This is a genomic window from Hazenella coriacea (assembly GCF_004341825.1).
Classification (GTDB): Bacteria; Bacillota; Bacilli; order Thermoactinomycetales; family Thermoactinomycetaceae; genus Hazenella; species Hazenella coriacea.
In genome coordinates this window covers 96,767-115,243 of the sequence record NZ_SMAG01000002.1, presented here as the reverse complement: position 1 = coordinate 115,243, position 18,477 = coordinate 96,767, and the positions used below count along the sequence as shown (strand labels likewise).

16 protein-coding genes are annotated in these 18,477 nt (G+C 40.7%); 3 read left to right on the top strand and 13 right to left on the bottom strand.

Annotated features, from left to right (window positions below; all coding sequences use genetic code 11):
• Positions 1-4: 4 nt before the first annotated feature.
• The 7 genes from kamA to speE form a co-directional block, all read right to left on the bottom strand.
• Positions 5-1,297, bottom strand: a complete 1,293-nt coding sequence (gene kamA, locus EDD58_RS03870; RefSeq protein WP_131923535.1) for a lysine 2,3-aminomutase — start codon at positions 1,295-1,297, stop codon at positions 5-7.
• Positions 1,298-1,322: 25 nt separating this feature from the next.
• Positions 1,323-2,378: an L-erythro-3,5-diaminohexanoate dehydrogenase gene (kdd, locus tag EDD58_RS03865; protein WP_131923534.1), complete on the bottom strand. Its 1,056-nt coding sequence runs from the start codon at positions 2,376-2,378 to the stop codon at positions 1,323-1,325.
• Positions 2,379-2,849: 471 nt separating this feature from the next.
• Complete coding sequence (locus tag EDD58_RS03860; RefSeq protein WP_341539262.1) at positions 2,850-4,262, bottom strand: sigma-54 interaction domain-containing protein; 1,413 nt, start codon at positions 4,260-4,262, stop codon at positions 2,850-2,852.
• 440 nt (positions 4,263-4,702) lie between these two features.
• Positions 4,703-6,355, bottom strand: coding sequence for an arginine--tRNA ligase (gene argS, locus EDD58_RS03855; protein WP_131923953.1), 1,653 nt, complete (start codon positions 6,353-6,355; stop codon positions 4,703-4,705).
• A gap of 4 nt (positions 6,356-6,359) precedes the next feature.
• Positions 6,360-6,860: a YwiB family protein gene (locus EDD58_RS03850; protein WP_165875783.1), complete on the bottom strand. Its 501-nt coding sequence runs from the start codon at positions 6,858-6,860 to the stop codon at positions 6,360-6,362.
• A 68-nt stretch (positions 6,861-6,928) separates the two neighbouring features.
• A complete protein-coding gene (gene speB, locus EDD58_RS03845; RefSeq protein WP_131923532.1) occupies positions 6,929-7,801 on the bottom strand; it encodes an agmatinase in 873 nt (290 codons plus the stop codon).
• Between the two features lie 3 nt (positions 7,802-7,804).
• Complete coding sequence (gene speE / locus EDD58_RS03840) at positions 7,805-8,644, bottom strand: polyamine aminopropyltransferase (protein ID WP_131923952.1); 840 nt, start codon at positions 8,642-8,644, stop codon at positions 7,805-7,807.
• 493 nt (positions 8,645-9,137) lie between these two features.
• Between speE and EDD58_RS03835 the strand changes: the two genes are divergently transcribed.
• Positions 9,138-11,186: a transglycosylase domain-containing protein gene (locus EDD58_RS03835; RefSeq protein ID WP_131923531.1), complete on the top strand. Its 2,049-nt coding sequence runs from the start codon at positions 9,138-9,140 to the stop codon at positions 11,184-11,186.
• A 145-nt stretch (positions 11,187-11,331) separates the two neighbouring features.
• Complete coding sequence (locus EDD58_RS03830; protein ID WP_131923530.1) at positions 11,332-11,721, top strand: hypothetical protein; 390 nt, start codon at positions 11,332-11,334, stop codon at positions 11,719-11,721.
• Positions 11,722-11,783: 62 nt separating this feature from the next.
• On the opposite strand, the gene EDD58_RS03825 is transcribed toward EDD58_RS03830, so the two are convergent.
• The 6 genes from EDD58_RS03825 to EDD58_RS03800 all read right to left on the bottom strand — a co-directional run bounded on the left by EDD58_RS03825 (position 11,784) and on the right by EDD58_RS03800 (position 17,448).
• The gene (locus EDD58_RS03825; protein WP_131923529.1) at positions 11,784-12,014 is read right to left on the bottom strand and encodes a hypothetical protein; all 231 of its coding nucleotides are present in this window, start codon (positions 12,012-12,014) and stop codon (positions 11,784-11,786) included.
• Between the two features lie 133 nt (positions 12,015-12,147).
• Positions 12,148-12,339, bottom strand: a complete 192-nt coding sequence (locus EDD58_RS03820; RefSeq protein WP_131923528.1) for a hypothetical protein — start codon at positions 12,337-12,339, stop codon at positions 12,148-12,150.
• Between the two features lie 902 nt (positions 12,340-13,241).
• The gene (locus tag EDD58_RS03815; protein WP_131923527.1) at positions 13,242-13,733 is read right to left on the bottom strand and encodes a YwhD family protein; all 492 of its coding nucleotides are present in this window, start codon (positions 13,731-13,733) and stop codon (positions 13,242-13,244) included.
• Between the two features lie 25 nt (positions 13,734-13,758).
• Entirely contained in the window at positions 13,759-15,540 is a 1,782-nt protein-coding gene (locus EDD58_RS03810; protein WP_131923526.1) for an ATP-binding protein, read from the bottom strand.
• 331 nt (positions 15,541-15,871) lie between these two features.
• Positions 15,872-16,477 (bottom strand): hypothetical protein, encoded by a 606-nt coding sequence (locus EDD58_RS03805; RefSeq protein ID WP_131923525.1) that lies wholly within the window; start codon positions 16,475-16,477, stop codon positions 15,872-15,874.
• A gap of 215 nt (positions 16,478-16,692) precedes the next feature.
• The gene (locus EDD58_RS03800; protein ID WP_131923524.1) at positions 16,693-17,448 is read right to left on the bottom strand and encodes a YheC/YheD family protein; all 756 of its coding nucleotides are present in this window, start codon (positions 17,446-17,448) and stop codon (positions 16,693-16,695) included.
• A gap of 307 nt (positions 17,449-17,755) precedes the next feature.
• On the opposite strand from EDD58_RS03800, the gene yycF reads away from it, so the two are divergent.
• Complete coding sequence (gene yycF, locus EDD58_RS03795; protein WP_279389090.1) at positions 17,756-18,475, top strand: response regulator YycF; 720 nt, start codon at positions 17,756-17,758, stop codon at positions 18,473-18,475.
• Positions 18,476-18,477 lie beyond the last annotated feature (2 nt).

Below are 18,477 nucleotides of genomic sequence, written 5' to 3'. Positions count from 1 at the left end.
GACTCTATACTCCTTCTTTGGTCATTGCGGTTTCTTTATTGACTGTGGTCTCAGTTCTACGCTCTTCCCGATATAAATGCTTGGGCTCCAAATTAATACGTTCGTCACTCATAATCGAGGCGATTCCTACCGAAGTACCAGCTGCTTGACAATATTCGCAGTTGTCAGCATCATGTGGCTGATAGTTTTCAGGTTCTGGATAGCTCGTAATCACACCTTCAAAGTTACGCAATACCGTTTTAGTTGGACTTTGTGAAATCATATAATTTGGATTCAATGGAATTTTACCACCGCCACCAGGAGCATCCACTACAAAGGTAGGTACAGCATAGCCAGAAGTATGCCCACGTAAATACTCCATAATTTCTAACCCTTTAGAGACAGGAGCACGAAAATGTCCAATTCCTTCAGATAGGTCACATTGATAGATGTAATAAGGTCTTACTCTTGTTTTTACAAGCTCATGCATTAATTTTTTCATGGTAAAAGGACAATCATTGATCCCAGCCAAGATGACCGCTTGGTTTCCTAGAGGAACTCCCGCATCTGCTAACATTTCACAGGCACGACGTGCTTCGGGGGTTAACTCTTTAGGATGGTTAAAGTGAGTATTGAGCCAGACTGGATGGTATTTCTTAAGAATGGTACATAAATTTTCGGTGATTCGCTGCGGGAAAACAACAGGAGCTCTCGTCCCAATCCGAATGATCTCTACATGTGGAATCTCACGTAAGCTTTTTAGTAGATATTCTAAGATCCGGTCATTGACCAATAACCCATCTCCACCAGATAACAGCACATCACGAACTTGTGGATTATTGCGGATGTAGTCAATACAAGCATCCATCTGCTTCTTAGGGACACCCATACCGATCTGTCCAGAAAAACGACGGCGTGTACAGTATCGACAATACATGGAACATTGGTTGGTAATCAGGAATAAAACTCTGTCAGGATAACGATGTGTTAATCCTTTCACGGGTGAATCTGTATCCTCGAGCAGAGGATCTTCCATATCATAAGCAGTACGATATAACTCAGATGAGATGGGGACAGATTGCATACGAATCGGATCTTTGGGATCATCGGGATCCATAAGCAATGCAAAATAGGGGGTAATATTTAAGGGAATGGTTTGCTTGGAAATATCTACTCCTCCAATTTCCTCAGGAGTCAGATTAATCACCTTACTTAAATCCTCTAAATTCTTAATGGTGTTGGTCAGTTGCCAAAGCCAGTCGTTCCATTGCTCTTCTGTCACATCTTTCCAGATCTCTATTTCGCGCCAATCTCTCATTTTATTTCTCCTCTCAACCAAGAGTTTATTTTTCCTGCCCATACCTCTGTACAAATAGATTTCGTAATGCTCGAGATTGCCGTAATGTATCAATGGCAAGTGCTGCATGACCAGGTGCGTAGCCATTTCCGATCATCATCTGAACGTCTTTTCCTACTCCTTCTGCACCTAAGGCAGCTGTAGTAAAACGAACCGCCATGCTAAAGAAGTAAACCATTCCTCCATCTCGAGTTGCCAAGATGGCTGGTAACTCTGTATGAGGGATATTCACGCAGTTGATCGTTAGATCCGCTAAGTTTCCTTGCGTGACCTCCGCAATTGCCTCATAAACAGCCACAGGATTCGCTGCGTCTAATTGAAGAACATGGTGTGCAAGTCCCAGAGAACGGATTTCCTCACATGCTTCAGGGTTAGCTTCCACTGCAATCACTTGACCCGTCTCACCTGCATTTTTCCAAGCATGATATAGACAGAGAAGTCCCGACTTCCCGCCAGCTCCCATCACGACCACACGTTGCCCCGCTTGTACGAGGCGAGCTGTTTGAGCAGGCGCCCCACATACATCTAAAGTTGCCAAGACGGCTGACTCAGGAAGATCATGTGGCAAAACAGCGAAAGGACCTGAGGCAAATAAAATAGCCTTTCCACTCACATCTACCTGACCTGTTTTCATATCAATTCGGTGAATTTTCTCTACTTTCATCGGGGTAAGAGTTAAAGAGACAAGACTTGCGATCTTGGTTCCCACAGGTAAGTCCGATTGAGAAAACAAACGACCCACCTGTTCCACTTTGCCGATCAACATTCCACCAGAACCCGTCACAGGGTTATGCATTTTTCCCCGTTCTTCAATGATCTCCAACATTCGTTGTTTGAGACGATCTGGGTCATGATCTACTTCTTCTTTTAGTTGAGTAAAAGATGCTGAGTCGATATTGAGTTTAAGGACATCAATTAATAATTCATTGTCATAAATTTCAGGTGTCGCATCGATTTTCCATGCCGGTTGAGGAAGAACACCCTCTGGTTGAATCACTCGATGTAACCCATACGGATGTCCTTTTTTCTGGGTTGATTTCATCAATCTTTGCCACCTCCTTTAGATCATCACTCTTATTACTTGCAATAAAGATGCCAAGGCTTATCATGTTGATAAATCAGGATTTTATTTGCTATAACATAAAAAGAGTGCTGACTTTTCAGCACTCTTTTTAACATAATATTGAATATAAGATCCAATCCCTGACCAAGTAGCAAGGAAAATATAGTCATTAGTGCGAGGATTGCAACTTTCGCCCCCCTTTCAGCTTATGTAATGAACAAAAAAGTGGTCGTGATTTAGAGTCTTAGAATGTAATATGAATCTAATCTACTTGATTGGAAACTAAGTGACTTGATCCAGAGAACCTAGGAGGGGAGATGTTTCTCTGGCGAACGACTTTTGCGGATCCGCTACGAGAGTGAGACAGAGAAACAGCGTCCCGACGGGATATGGGTAAATATATTACTAAAAATGTTCATTTAGAGTAATCTACATAAACATAAGGTCTTTTTAAGCTTCTGCCTGTATTTTCTTTAGCTTGTATTGGAGTGTTTGTCTAGGAATCCCCAAATGTTTAGCTGCTTGTTTAATATTTCCCTCCGACTTTTTTAGAGCTTGTTGGATCAACTGTTTCTCTACTTGTGATAAAAGGGAACGCATGGACTGATCTTCCGCTAAAGAAAATTGGAGTCCTAGCGAGCTTTTTTCTTGAGATCGCAGATGATCAGGCAAATGTTCCAACTCAATCTGTAAGCCAGTTGCCAAATTGCAAGCGCCTTCAATCATATGTTCCAATTCTCGAACATTCCCTGGCCAATGATATTTCTGAAATGCCTCAATCACCTCAGGAGAAACCTCTTCAACCCTTGCCCCTAAGCGATACTTCATTTTTTGTAGAAAGTACTTGGTTAATAATTCAATATCTTCAAATCGCTCTTTGAGTGGTGGAAGTTGAATACCTACAACATGAATTCGATAATACAAATCCCGTCGGAGACGTCCATCCTGAATACTTTGAATCGGATCTTCATTGGTAGCGACTATGATTCGTACATCAACAGCACGCAGTTCAGTTCCTCCAACTCGCCGAACTGCTTCTTCTTCCAAGACTCGCAGTAGTTTTGCTTGCAGATCCATGGGCATTGCATGGATTTCATCTAAAAATAAGGTTCCTCCATCAGCTAACTCAAACAACCCAGGGCGATCTACGGCTCCTGTAAAAGCACCTTTAGCCGTCCCAAACAATATCCCTTCTAACAACGTCGCTGGAATCGCCGCACAGTTTTGCGCAATAAATGGATGACTTCTACGTGGTGAGTGTTGATGAATAGATTGAACGATTAACTCTTTCCCAGTACCTGTCTCTCCAATCACTAAGACAGGTGATTTTGTGAAAGAAGCACGTTTGGCTTTTTCAATCTCTGCAAGTAAAGCCTGACTTTTCGTAATAATATCTTCAAATTGATAGTATTTAGCCTTTGACTCTTTCCTTTTTCTAGGCTCATGAACTTGTTCCTGTAAGTCAATCACTTGTTCCACTAATTCCTTCATGCGGGTAATATCTTTTGAAATCTCTACCGCACCCACAATTTCCCCCTCACGATGGAGTGGAATAGTCTTATTGATAGTAACGATTTGCCTGCCTTTACAATTGGAATAGGCTTGTTGATGAGCTGCAATCGGAATCCCCGTCTGAATCACATTTAATAAAGTACTTGTCTTGGGAGTTAAAGAAGGAAATGCCTTTAGCAAATGGATTCCCAATACTTCATCAACTTTTAATCCATCTAAAACCGAAGCCGCCTGGTTATAGAAAATGGTGAACCCATCTGCATTAACAATATGAATCCCTTCATCAAGACGCTCTAAAAAGTCTTGAATCATATCATCTGTCAACACAGGTGTGAACGTTTGATTAGACACACGTTTTCACCTCGTTTTCAGTAGTGTGCCGAAAATTAGGCGCAGCATGACAAAGTTTCGTCGGAAATGTAAGAATCATTGCTCTCGGTCTACTCTTCCCTCTTTTTTACTCATCAACCACTGCAAGACCATCAAGATTACCATAGCTAAGATTCCACTCACAAATAGGATCATGACCTTACATCCCTGAGTCACTCTATAAAGGGTCATTGTTTCACGCTTCCAATCTTTCCATATCATTATCATTATTGGCTATACTTAGTCAAGTGAAGCCGTTTTACCTTGTTACTTATTACATCTGAGCAAATGAGTCTTAGCAAGATCATCAGATCGAGAAGGTTTCACTTTCCCATAAACCCCATCAGGCTCTTTTTCTCTACCTTATGAAAATAACCCCCATACGGAGGTTATATTTCACAAAGAATCTATTCCATTCAACTTTACATCCGTTCTGGAGCTTCGACACCCACCAACTTCAAACCATTACGAATCACTTGTGCTACACCTGTAATTAGTGTTAGGCGGGCTTGGGATTGTTCACGTTGATCTGTAAGGAAATGACAAGCGTTGTAATAACTATGAAACTGAGTTGCTAAATCAAATAAGTACCGAATCACCCGATGAGGAGAGCGATGTCCAGCTGCAGAGGCAATTTCACCAGGGAATTCACCCAGCTTTTGGATGAGGTCTAGCTCTTGTTCCTCTTGCAGAAGTTTTAATATGTTTGCCTCCCAAGAAGGAGCGACTCCTTTTGCCTCAGCTTGCCGAAATACACTACAAATCCGTGCATAAGCATATTGTAAATAATAAACAGGATTTTCATTGGTTTGAGAAACAGCAAGATCCATATCGAAATCTAGATGTGTATCAGGACTTCTCATGGAGAAGAAATAACGTGTTGCATCAATCCCTACTTCATCCAGCAATTCATTAAGAGTGATCGCTTTCCCTGTCCGCTTCGACATTTTAACTAGCTCTCCGCCTTGGTAAAGCTTCACCATCTGAGTAATGATAATTTCAAGCTGATCTGGATTATGACCTAATGCTGCCAGGCCTGCTTTAATCCGTGAAATATATCCATGGTGATCAGCACCCCAAATATTGATCAACTGTTGGTGTCCTCGACTTAGTTTATTACGATGATAAGCAATATCTGGAGTGAGATAAGTATAAGAGCCATCATTTTTAATAAGAACTCGATCTTTATCATCACCAAATTGTGTAGACTTCAGCCACAAAGCTCCATCCTGTTCATAGGTGTAGCCACCCTTTTTCAGTGCCTCCACCGTTTCCTCAACAGCCCCCGACTCATAGAGAGAGCGTTCGCTAAACCAGACATCAAACTTCACTCGATATTTTCCGAGATCTGACTCAATCTTATCTAACAGCTTTTTCCGTCCAATCTCTTTTAAATAATGGATCCGCTCTGTATGACTCATAGCAAGAATCTGATCACCTTGCGATTGGATGAGCTCCTGTGCAATATGAATAATCTCCTGTCCGCGATAACCATCTTCCGGAAACTCTACTTCTTGCCCCAACCCTTCTAAAATGCGTGCCTCTAATGAAAGTGCCATCATATTCATCTGGTTTCCAGCATCATTGATGTAATATTCACGAGTCACTTGGTAGCCAGCTGTATCTAATATATTACACAATGAATCACCAACCGCTGAACCTCTGGCATGCCCTAGATGGAGATGCCCTGTAGGGTTGGCACTACAAAATTCTACATTGATGGTTTGCCCTTTCCCTGCATCCGTCCGTCCGTAAGAGGAACCTGCTTCTTTCATCTCTTGTAGAATATTAGTTAGAAAAGAACGATCCATAAAAAAGTTAATAAAGCCTGGACCCGCAATTTCAACCTTTTGAATCATCGCTTTTTCTTGATCAATCTTCTCCACAATCTCTTGTGCAATCACACGTGGATTCTTCTTCGCTTTCTTGGTTAATTGCATAGCAATATTTGTGGCCCAATCCCCATGCGCTTTTTCTCTGGGGACTTCTAACATAATGGTTGGTAGTTCGTTCTCACTGACAAATCCGAATGAGAGAACTGCTTCTTTAATTTGTTCAATCAGCGTTTCTTTCATTTGATCAAGTGGATTCACTTGTTTGGTCCTCCTTCCACACTAGCTCCAATTGATATGTTCCGAGTCGTTGTCCGCCCATCGATAATAGAAAAGAAAAGAAAATCTGCCCTTGTTGGGGAGTTCCTTCCCGTCCATAGATGAGCGTCTCCACATACATCTCCGTGTTACCTGCTGGGGTATAAACCATACTCTCGGTAGAAGCTCCAGGTTGATAAGTTTGCCTATAGGATACACTGCCTTGTCGTACCACTGTCACTTGATCTGTATGTGATTTTACGGAAGTACGCACTTCTTCTGAAGTATTCTCATTTTCCATATATCGGAGAACCCATTCCTCACCTTTTTCAGTCAGCTTCCCCTTGACCTGTTGGCGAATGATTTCAGGCTCTTGTTCTCCCTCTGGCCGAATCGTTGAACAGATCTGTATCTCTACTGGAATCAATCCCAATGCCGCTCCTTTCGATGTGAACAAAACTATCTTACCACCACTCGATCCACCTGCCAAACAGAATGTATGGAAAAAACCTTCCCTCACTGATCAAGGGGAAGGTTGTTGATAAACTCGACGAATCATTACTTGATAAAGCCCAACAACATTTCACGAATTAATTTGGCTGCTAGGATTGGGGTTTGTTCACTATGATCATACACAGGAGCTACCTCAACTAGATCAGCACCTACAACTTGGACTTGTGACTGTGCGATCGCATGAACCGCTGCCAACATCTCTTTGGAAGTGATTCCGCCTGGTTCAGGTGTCCCTGTTCCAGGTGCATGCGCAGGGTCCAAAGCATCGATATCAATAGTAACATAGACAGGTCGACCCGCTAATTGGGGTAAGCACTTCTGAAGCGGCTCCAGTACATCAAAAGGATAAAAATGAATACCTGCCTCTTCGGTATAGGTGACTTCCTCTTTGGTCATCGAACGAATCCCAAATTGGTATACGTGCTCGCCACCAATTAATTCACTAATTTTTCGTAGTGGAGTCGAGTGCGAGTAAGGCTCTCCTTCGTAATCTGTTCGTAGATCGGCATGAGCATCGATATGAATCACGGCTAGATCTGGAAACCTTTTGTAAACTTCTTGGACAACAGGCCAAGACACCAAATGTTCGCCACCCATCCCAATCGGCACTTTACCTAGATCAAGTACCTTTCCGACAAAGCTAGCAATTTGTTGTAAGCTTTTCTCTGGATTCCCAAAGGCAAGTGGGATATCTCCTGCATCATAATAAGTCATTTCAGTAAGTTCCCGACGCAAGTAATGGCTATACTCTTCATGAACCAGAGAAGCTTCCCGGATTCTTGCGGGACCAAATCGAGAGCCGGGACGATATGTAACTGTCCAATCCATGGGCATGCCATATAAAACCGCTTGGGATTTCTCTAAATCCATGCTAGCGCCAATAAATACGTTTCCCGAATAAGCTTCCTCAAAACGCATTCTCTATTTCTCCTCTCCAGTGAGTAGCTCCTGTACAAATACAGGTAATTGGAAAAGAGCTTTATGCATCTCAGGACGATAATATTTCGTATCAAATGAATGCAAATCACTATCTGCTACTGTCAACGGATCATACTTTTTCGAACCAATAGTGAAGCTCCACAAGCCACTTGGATAAGTAGGAATACTCGCTGTATACAACCGAGTGACTGGAAATGTATTCGAGATATCACGAAATACTTGGCGAATTAAATCCTGATTAAACCAAGGGGATTCCGTCTGAGCTACCATAATTCCATCTTCTTTCAGTGCTTCATAGATCCCTTCATAAAAAGGCTTTTGAAATAAACCCACCGCAGGTCCTACTGGCTCTGTCGAATCTACGAGAATCACATCATACTTTCCTTTGTTTTCTTGAATATGCTTAATTCCGTCAGCAACCTGAAGATCAACCCGTACATCTGTTAACCCTGAAGCAATCTGCGGAAAATATTCTTTAGAGGCTTCGATCACTTTTCCATCAATTTCGGCTAATACCGCTTGTGTCACAGTAGGGTAACGGAGAACTTCACGAATCGCTCCTCCATCCCCGCCACCAACAACCAGTACATGTTGCGGATTTGGATGCGTATTCATCGCCACATGCGTAATCATCTCATGATAGACGAACTCATCCCGATCTGTTGTCATCACCATGCCATCTAACACCAGCATATTTCCAAACTCTTCGGTCTCAATCACATCTAAAGTTTGAAACTCCGATTGATCATGATATATAGTTTTATTTATTTTCGTAGTAATTCCATGATTTTTTGTTTGTTTTTCTGTATACCATAATTCCATATCCATCATGATTGCCCCTTCCTCGTATAACCCATCTCTAAGTCACATCATTGTCTCTCTCATACTGATCATCATGCCCACAAATACCCTTCAGCAGAGAAACAATTTCCCAAATCCTCAAAAACACACAGCTCGATTTTTACTCTCCATGTGCTTGTACCTCTCAAAAAAGCTTAGAGATCCGAAACAGCACAAAATCTATTTCATGCGAAAAATCGACTCCTGATTGTTGATACATCAACACGATTCCCCAAACAACAATCATTTGATTGGAATAGTGTCAACCCATCGATGGACCAGAGCCTCGATATCTTTACTAAGAATAAAGCATGTCTTTATCAAGTACAATCTTTTTTTCCACCATTTATTTTTTCTAAGATCTAACTTGAGTCATTTATTTATCAGGTATATTCTTCCATGTTATTCCGCATAATATTCTTGCCTTCCCTTATTTTGGTATTCGCTGGTACAACCCCGAGAAGGAGTTTGTCGCATGGATGAACAAAAAAACACATCAGATCATCTTATTCTTCAGTCATTGATCGGCTGGAAAATAGTTAAACAAAGTCAACGATTCATACGTAACCTCTTTTTCACTTTTTTGATCTTCATTTGTATCATCGGGCTAAGTTATCTCTACCTACGTTCCAAGCCATTGCCTCCCCCTGACTCCGTCATCCCAAGCCAAATCTACACCGAACAAGGGGAGTGGATTGGACAGATGGAACCAGGTCAAAAGAGAGAACCCATCCGATTAGAAGAGATGCCACGATCTCTGATTCAAGCTACTTTAGCCGCAGAAGATCGTACCTTTTATGAGCATAGCGGTTTCTCTCTCAAAGGGATTTTGCGTGCCACCCTTGTTAACCTCAAAGAGGGACGTGTGGTTCAAGGGGCTAGTACCATTACACAACAACTTGCCAGAAATCTTTATCTGACCCATGACCGGACTTGGACCAGAAAGTTTAAAGAAGCGATCTATACGCTTCAATTAGAGATCAATTACTCCAAAGATGAAATCCTGGAAATGTATCTAAATGAAATCTACTATGGTCATGGCGCTTATGGTGTGGGGAGTGCCGCTCATATGTACCTACAAAAGTCTGCGAAAGACCTAGCTTTGGCTGAATCGGCTTATCTCGCAGGTATACCTCGTGGACCTGAGATGTATTCCCCTTATCAACACCCTGAGCGGATTCAACAACGACAACAACATATTTTAAATCTAATGGTTAAAAATAAGATGATCACCGCTCAAGAAGCAGATACTGCTAAGAATCAACACATCGCCATCTATCAACCGCAGAAGCTCAACCATGTGAAAGCCAACTATTTTCGAGATTATTTAGTACAGACAGTAGTAGCAAAATATGGTCTTGAAGAATCCGTAGTACGACATGGTGGCTTAAAAATATATACGACATTAGACCCTAAACTTCAAACCATGGCTGAACAAGCCGTCAAACAACACCTAGACAATCATTCTGACCTTCAAGGGGCTCTCATCTCCGTGGATCCCCATAACGGTCATATTAAAGCGATGATCGGCGGCAAAGATTATCGTCAATCCCAATTTAACCGTGTCTTTGCTCGTCGCCAGCCCGGCTCTTCCTTTAAGCCACTTCTTTATCTAGGAGCCCTAGAACAAGGATTTACTGCTCTAACCCAGATCGATAGCCAGCCAACTGCCTTTGCGTTCCAAGGAAATGTCTATAAACCGAATAACTATCGAAATCAATATGCCTACAGACCGATTACTTTACGAGAAGCGATCGCTCGCTCCGATAACATCTACGCTGTCAGCACTGAGTTACAAATCGGGATTGACCAAACGATCGAAACCGCCAAAAAACTAGGTATCAAAAGTGAGATGAAACCAACTCCTTCCCTCGCTTTAGGAGCATATCCAATGTCACCCTTTGAACTGACACAAGCATATGCCACCATTGCCGCGGGAGGAAAACAATATCCATTAACAGGGATTATCAAAATCACTGATCCATATGGACGAATCCTCGTCGAAGAGAGTAACACCTATACACAGGTGGCTTCACCCACACACACATTTCTGTTAACTCACCTGATGTCTAGTGTATTTGAACCGGGCGGAACCGGACATCGAGTGAAACAAATGTTTTCTCGTCCCATCGCTGGAAAAACAGGAACCACTGACTGGGATGGATGGCTCGCTGGCTATACCCCTGACCTCGTAACCACCGTATGGGTCGGCTATGATCGAGGACGTAAACTTCCCCATGCAGAAGCACGATTATCTCAATACATCTGGGGCTCTTACATGAAACAGGCCACCGCCAATCGCTCCTCCAGCGTATTTGCGATTCCCCCCGGAGTGAAAGGCGTAACCATCGACACCCAAACCGGTAAGTTGGCCACTCCAGCCTGTACCCAGACACGAATCGAATATTTTGTCAGTGGCACAGAACCTAAACAAATCTGCCATCTTCATCCTAAACCTGTAACCCTCCCTTCCCCAGAGCCTTCGTTATGGGATAAAATCATCGATTGGATTAAGGGGATTTAGATCATGACAAAGCGATAAATAGAAAATAGATAAACCTTTCTGTAATAGAAAGGTTTATTTGTTTATATATAGAACAATTACTGTATTATAGTAAAAGTATAAATAAACTATATATTATAACCCCTTATGGAGGAGCTATTAAACCTTGGATCTCGAAGAAAAAGCACTTGAGGAGTTCGCAAAGTTAATCATGCAGATTAGAGATCGCTCAATTATCAGCAGTGAATCCAGCTTTAAGTCTGACTTTAAAAAGTTCCTCTCAACCTTATCATCTGAGCAAATTAAAACAGTGCAAAAGCTTATTTCAGTTGTTGTTGATACAACATTATTCAAAGCTATGTTTTATTTCTCCGAGCCCAATGACTTTGATTTGTTATATCAACCTGAAGACTTGGATGAGCCCATTGACCTTATTTCCCTGGGCAACTCTACCTGGGGAGGATTACACTATCCATGTCTCGATGATGACGAAGAGGATGGATGGATGCGTTTTAGTAAAAAACCATATTATGACACCCTTGAGCTTGATGAATAAGTAGCCCTCTAAGATTAATCTAGAAACAAGCTCACCTTCACTTCAAGAAGGTGAGCTTGTTTCTAACAATCGTCACTTCCCCCTAAATTTCCTTCACCATCAGCAAAGACACCATCATTAGGCAAAGAAATATAACCTACTTTTTCTAATTCTTTCATGACGGTATACATGCTTTCTCGCTTGGATTCAGGGAGTTGACTTACATATTGGTTGATTTTTTCTTCAGGTACATTCACAATTAAGTGAACGCCCCCATGTTTTGCATACAATTCGACTTCACCTAAGTGGGACATACCATCTCCTCCTTACCTTTAGGTTGACCAAATAGAGGAGAAATATCAGAAGTCGCAGTTATAATTTTTAAAAATATTTGTTATATTTACTAAATTATATTTGCAATATATTGAACATGGATCAAATGATTTCTTACCAGAGTCCTAATCGCCACCGACCTGTGATACTATCTTCTTCCGTGACAGCAATCCATTGATCCAAATCTTCATAAAGTTCTTGAATCTCCCTTTGAATCCGTTCTTTTCGTTCACTCCCACTTTCATATATTCGTTGTTGTTCGTTTGAAATTTCTTTATGGTCTGGTTCTTGTAATCTATTTTTCATATTGCAACCCCCTTAATACTTCGCTCCACTAAACTTCTATGCGAGTAAGATAAATACCTTCTATTTATAAATATCTAAATAATCTATCGTATTGTTGTATTTATTTACAAAACAAGTGTATTTATAAGGCTGTAACAAGAAAGGTGGACTTAAGTTATTTTGGATTTAATATTACAAATATTCAGTTGAGTATTTGTACCTAGACTTATATAATGTCAGTAATAAGAATACATCATACACTCTAGTCATACTGATTACCACAGTCAAATTATTAATATTTGGGGTTATCATGTATGGGCAAGCCTGCCTGTCCACGTTGTGGTGAAACTAAACGTGTAACCTAAGATATCTAGATTTTCGATACAGATGACCAATTTTTTTTATTCTTTCAAAGTGAGAAACTGAAACAGCAATTTCTCCAAGCTACTCATCATCTCTCTCCACGTTCCTCTGCATTTCATCGTGAACTAGGAATCATTCTAGGATATCCACCAAAGGCCGTTGAATTCTATGTGAAAACTCTTGATGACAATCATACATTTCCATATAGTTTAAGTCTCGGGTATGCAGGAATTCGGTGTATCAGTCATATCAATGATTTAGTCGAAAATTTAAAATGGTTATGGAGTTATTATCAAGTAAATGAAGATACCCGACTCATGATTGACTCTGATTTCCCTATATACAATATCGTCATTCGAAGAAGCCCGACAGATTCAACAAATCCAGCGGAACTATACACCCATTCATACATAAAAGGACACAAAAATGGCGAACCCATATAAATAAAGGCCCGCCATTTTTGTGTCCTAGCAAAAGGTTCCGAAACCATAATTCCAGTGTACTCCCGGACCATCAGACCGACAAGATGTGAACGTATTTGTTCACATACAATTCAATTTTCAACTTAAAAGATCTTTTAGCTCTTGACAACTATTTTCCCACATCTCTGGGTTATGATTTACCAAAAGCTCTTTTAACGCCTTCCTTCCTACTTCATCCAGTCCATCTAACTTGATTCTTCGTTTGAGGACATCATCCATCCGATTGACATGATCCGCAAGGTTTTTCCAGCCTCTTCGATTCTCCCGATCAATCATCATGGGACAAGCAGCTACTCCAGCATAGTAGCTACCTTGTTCGTTACGGTCTACAGCAACCCAAACTACCCAATATAACTTTCCATTGGGGACTTCATCTTTATTGGGAACAAATTTGATCCCACGTTCTACTGCACTTTTAGCATGAATCAATCCTAAGTCAATCTTAGCACGATCCTCATCGATCAATACCGATGACAAGTTATTTAAACTGATCGTACCTGTATAATAATTTCCGTGAGTGGTCGATCTGTTATTAATGATATTAAATTGGGTATTTTTCTTGTTATTCATCCCTTCATCCTCCTCTTTCGCCTTATTATCTCACACTGCGTTCTTGGTGTAAAAATGGGGAAGGAGGCTCTGTATGATAAAAATGGGGATCCTTCCGCTTGGCTTGATGACTCTCTTCGTTATTTCGCTTCAATGGAAGATGTAATAGAAATGTGGTACCCTGATTAGGTTGGCTCGCAACTTGGATCTGTCCTTGATGATCCGTAATGATACGATGACAGATCGAAAGCCCCATTCCCGTCCCTTCTCCTTTCGTCGTAAAAAAGGGGTCGAATATTTTGGCGAAGTGATTGGGATGGATCCCACTGCCTGTATCATGAATTCGGATGCTAACTCTCCCCTTCATCTCTTTCCATCTCACTTCAATCTTTCCCTTATCCTCTAAGGCCTCCAAGCCATTTTGGATCAAGTTGATCAGCACCTGTTTCACCTGCTCAGCATCAGCTTCCATCTCGATAGGCTTTAAAGGGGCTTGAGCAATTAAATCATGCCCCATCAGAAAAGCTTTGGGCTGTAATAATCGAATCACATCATTCATCAGCTGATCCAGTTCAAATCGGGTATATCGAGTGGGTCTTGATTCACTCAAGTTTAGAAATTGTTTGAGTAAATCGTTAATCCGATCGATCTCAGGGAGAATAATTGATTCCCATTTCTTCACAGCCTCTGATTCCATCGCTGAAATCTGTACAAATCCACGGATTGAAGTCAAAGGATTTCGAATCTCATGAGCTAAACCAGCTGCTAGCTGTCCCACCACTGATAATTTTTCTAAGTGACGCCGACGCTCTTCTTCTTTATGTCTCAGTCTGCGTTGTTCAGTAGCTAATCGTTGTTCTGCGAGTCGTACCAATTCGGCTCCCGAGGTAGCCTCTCGAGGATACGAAGCCGTTCCAATGCAATGATGAAGCACCCGCCGGTCTGCTTGTAATTCCAGCATCACTTTTTCCATCGTCTCCAAACAGCGACGAAACACTGCCTGATCTCCCATCACCCCAACAGCAAATTGATCACCATCATATCTTGCTACATGTGCCGATGGTGGTAATCGTCTCATTAACTGGGAAGCAATCTCTTTTAAAATTTGGTCTCCTACGTCCATTCCCTTTGACATATTTATCTGCTTAAAGCCTGTCAAATCCAAACAAATCACATGATACGATTGATGAAAACCACAGCGAGCCAAGCTTCGAATCACTTGTTCTTGAAACCCACCAAAGTTATATAATCCTGTTAGATAATCAATATAATAGGTTCGTTGTAACTCATGGTTAAATTGATGAAGTTGTTTCTGGGCATTTCTCATTTTGCCGATCAGGTGTCGATTCTTATCTTTCATTTTTCGAACCTTATAAAAGAATGTTCTTACTTGAGTACTCATCCAACCAATCCAAAGAAAAAGTATGGAATGGCTAAGTAATTCCAAGATCATCAGTTGATGCCAAATTGTAAACGATTCAATAAGTATAAAAACAATAGCAAAAGCAGAGGTTACAATTTTGGGATCCTCACCATTAGCACGGAATAAAACATATCCAACCATGATGAGATAGATCGTGATCATTGGAATTTTCTGAGTTAATATATCAAGGAATGCAACTAAAACTAGGATGAATGTCATATAGCCATATACAGGTATATGGAGTAACCACTTTTGGGGAAAAAATAAAACTCCAAGGAGCATCGCAGTTACCACTCCCACGATGGTCCAAAGAAAAGTGGGACTATCGGCAAACCATTGATTCATCCAATCATATAACTGCCTCGTCTCATAGGTATTACTAAAGTCCAACACCCTTTCTTCCACTCCCTCATCCGTCAAAATATGCTCCTTTTCAACCTATTTTTACATTTTATGAACCATTACGTTGTGATTTCTTCAACTAGGATCGAGAATAATCCTTCTGGTTCTCCTTGTTTCGACAAACTCTATCAAATTTCGATTAAAAAACCGAAAGGAGCCCGTATCTTACTTATCACGGACTCCTTTTATGATTGACTCCTCATCGATCTTTCCACCGATCTATCCCTTATTGTCTATAAACTTGATGTCTGTTTTCGTGTGGAAATTGTTCACCTACATGACAAACGGATCCAAGTTACGGTTGAAAATCACTTTTAGTCACTGATCTCATGCCTCAACCTAAATAGTTGACAAGATGAGTGAACCCTTTAGATGCTTTTTCTTTCCCCTCTAGTTCACCTACGACTTCTTCCTTATAGTTCGGAACATTTTCCCAAGCAGTTCCACTATATGATTCCTCTACAGGAACTTGATCCCGCTTAAACACTTTGATCTTCTGGGACTCTTCACTATAAGGTTGAAAAGAACCTTGGGATTCATTGACTTCCATCGGATTAAAAGGAGATTGCCCAAGTCCGTGTGGAGGAAATAATGGTTGATCATTCAACAGAGTATGTACCACTGTCTCTTTAAGAATATTCTTAATTTCCTCACTACGGTAGCCACTTTCCAAACTTTTAATCCATTGATAAACAGGTCCATCTTCAGGTGTAAAGGTAACATTTCTTTGTGTAGGTACATACTCGCTTCGAGATTGAATTTGCTCTTTCAAGGTCCGAGCATCACAAATCGACTGTAATGGAAAGTAATTGTTTCTTAAGTAAGACTGAATACAGTACTTCACCAACATTGGGAATTGACCTTTTGGAAGAATCTCGTACCAGTAACGAACTAAACGATCCTTTTTACCTAAATAAACTCCAACTGTAATGGAAGACATAGTTCCACCTCCGAATTGTATTAAAAAATTTTAAATTACTCGAATTAATATTAATGGTAACAGTTTCTAATTCATCCCGTCAACCGAATACTTTGTCGAATCCTGTTATATATGCTCGGAAACGAAAAAAACATGCTCAGAGCATGTTGAAATTATTTTAAGAACAATAAACCAAAACTAAAAATATTATTATTTTTATAAATCAATTAAAAAGACTACACAATTCTCCTGTGTATTTTCATGATATTTCGATAAATCCGTTTATCTGATAAGTCTCGAAACATTTTGAAATCCGGGCGTGTATTCACTTCAAATATCCATATCTTGTTATTTTTATCGATCCCTACATCGATCCCTAATTCTTTTAAACTGGTAAAACGATGGTTTAATGTTTTAGCGATTTCTTTGGAAAGAGTATATAATTCTATGTGTAACGATTTTGCTTTGTAATCATCCTGATTAGACACTGCTAAAAAGGCCTTTTCTACATGGACTGGCTTTCCACCTTGACAATGATTTGTCACAATCTTTCCTGGAGCTGCTATTTTAGCACACATTCCTGTGATTAACCAATTTTTTTCTGGTTTTTGCATATTCACACGTAAATCAAAGGGGCGTCCTTGAATAAGGGCTAAATCAATGCCTTGTTGAATCAAATATTTCCTTTTGGGGTTCATTCTCTTTGTTACCCAATGTTCAACTTCATAGGAAGGTAATATCTTTTTGGAGTAAAGGTTTTGACATGCGATTTTACCTCTTTGTAAGAGCGTCAGCTTGATTGCTCCACCTCCACCTCCACCTTTATCTGGTTTGATGAATACACTACCAAATCGAGATAACATCTGGTGTAAACCTTGTGAATGATACCAGATGGTTGCAGGGAGATAGGGGCGAATCTTCATGTTCTTTTCTAATACTTGTGTCTTCAAATGTTTACTTGCAATTTGTTGATAAGGGCGGATAATCCCCATTCCACAATCCTCCTTTAATTTGATATATCTTATTCGTTTCTGCGTGGAATGAAGACGTTTAGAGTGCCTAATTTTTCTTTTCTCTATGATCTAAGAAGATTACTCTATATAAGTATTTTAAATCACATATGGATCCAAATCCGTCAGGTCGTCATGTAAGTGGTTTTGCTCAAGTCGAGAAGATTAACTGGTTAAACCTTGTCTCTCTCTTCAGAGTATGGGAGAATAGTTCCATCTATATCAGGCTGTTGCAACACTTGTCATCATCATGATCAAATCACTTCTCATAACAAAGAAGGAGGTTCTTTTGGTGAGCTCGAAAATCCTTGTAGTAGAAGATGAAAAACCGATTGCTGATATTATTAAATTTAATCTTGAAAAAGAAGGTTATCAGGTAGATTGTATTCATGACGGGAGTGAAGCAATTGAAAGCGTCCTGTCCTCACCCCCTGATCTGATGTTGCTCGATCTCATGTTGCCAGGAGCAGATGGGATTGAGGTGTGTCGAAGAGTTCGTCAACACCACCAATTTCCTATTATCATGCTCACAGCCAAAGACTCAGAATTGGATAAAGTTCTCGGTCTGGAGATCGGGGCTGATGATTATGTTACGAAACCGTTTAGTAACCGGGAACTATTAGCTCGAATCAAAGCCAATCTCCGTCGAATTCAAACGCAAAATGAGCCAACCACTTTAGAAGCTAAAAATAAAAACTCGTTAACGGTGGGAGAGCTTTCCATTGATGCCAATAGCTTTGTGGTAACGAAACGAGGAAAGACGATTGATCTGACCCACAAAGAATTTGATTTATTGTTAAACCTCGCCAAACATGTCAACCAAGTTCTCACACGTGAGCACCTTCTTCAATCTGTTTGGGGTTATGACTATTTTGGCGATGTCCGCACCGTCGATGTGGCGATTCGACGACTGCGTGAGAAAATCGAAGATGATCCAGGAGCTCCAAAGTATATCATCACACGTCGGGGCATTGGTTACACCATGCGAGATCCTTTAAATGAACGGTGATC

Bases quoted from the DNA above. Each gene is read 5' to 3' on its own strand.
- kamA (WP_131923535.1), bottom strand. From the start codon at position 1,297: ATGAGAGATTGGCGCGAAATAGAGATCTGGAAAGATGTGACAGAAGAG.
- kdd (WP_131923534.1), bottom strand. From the start codon at position 2,378: ATGAAATCAACCCAGAAAAAAGGACATCCGTATGGGTTACATCGAGTG.
- argS (WP_131923953.1), bottom strand. From the start codon at position 6,355: ATGAAAGAAACGCTGATTGAACAAATTAAAGAAGCAGTTCTCTCATTC.
- speB (WP_131923532.1), bottom strand. From the start codon at position 7,801: ATGCGTTTTGAGGAAGCTTATTCGGGAAACGTATTTATTGGCGCTAGC.
- speE (WP_131923952.1), bottom strand. From the start codon at position 8,644: ATGGAATTATGGTATACAGAAAAACAAACAAAAAATCATGGAATTACT.
- EDD58_RS03835 (WP_131923531.1), top strand. From the start codon at position 9,138: ATGGATGAACAAAAAAACACATCAGATCATCTTATTCTTCAGTCATTG.
- EDD58_RS03825 (WP_131923529.1), bottom strand. From the start codon at position 12,014: ATGTCCCACTTAGGTGAAGTCGAATTGTATGCAAAACATGGGGGCGTT.
- EDD58_RS03820 (WP_131923528.1), bottom strand. From the start codon at position 12,339: ATGAAAAATAGATTACAAGAACCAGACCATAAAGAAATTTCAAACGAA.
- EDD58_RS03815 (WP_131923527.1), bottom strand. From the start codon at position 13,733: ATGAATAACAAGAAAAATACCCAATTTAATATCATTAATAACAGATCG.
- EDD58_RS03805 (WP_131923525.1), bottom strand. From the start codon at position 16,477: ATGTCTTCCATTACAGTTGGAGTTTATTTAGGTAAAAAGGATCGTTTA.
- EDD58_RS03800 (WP_131923524.1), bottom strand. From the start codon at position 17,448: ATGGGGATTATCCGCCCTTATCAACAAATTGCAAGTAAACATTTGAAG.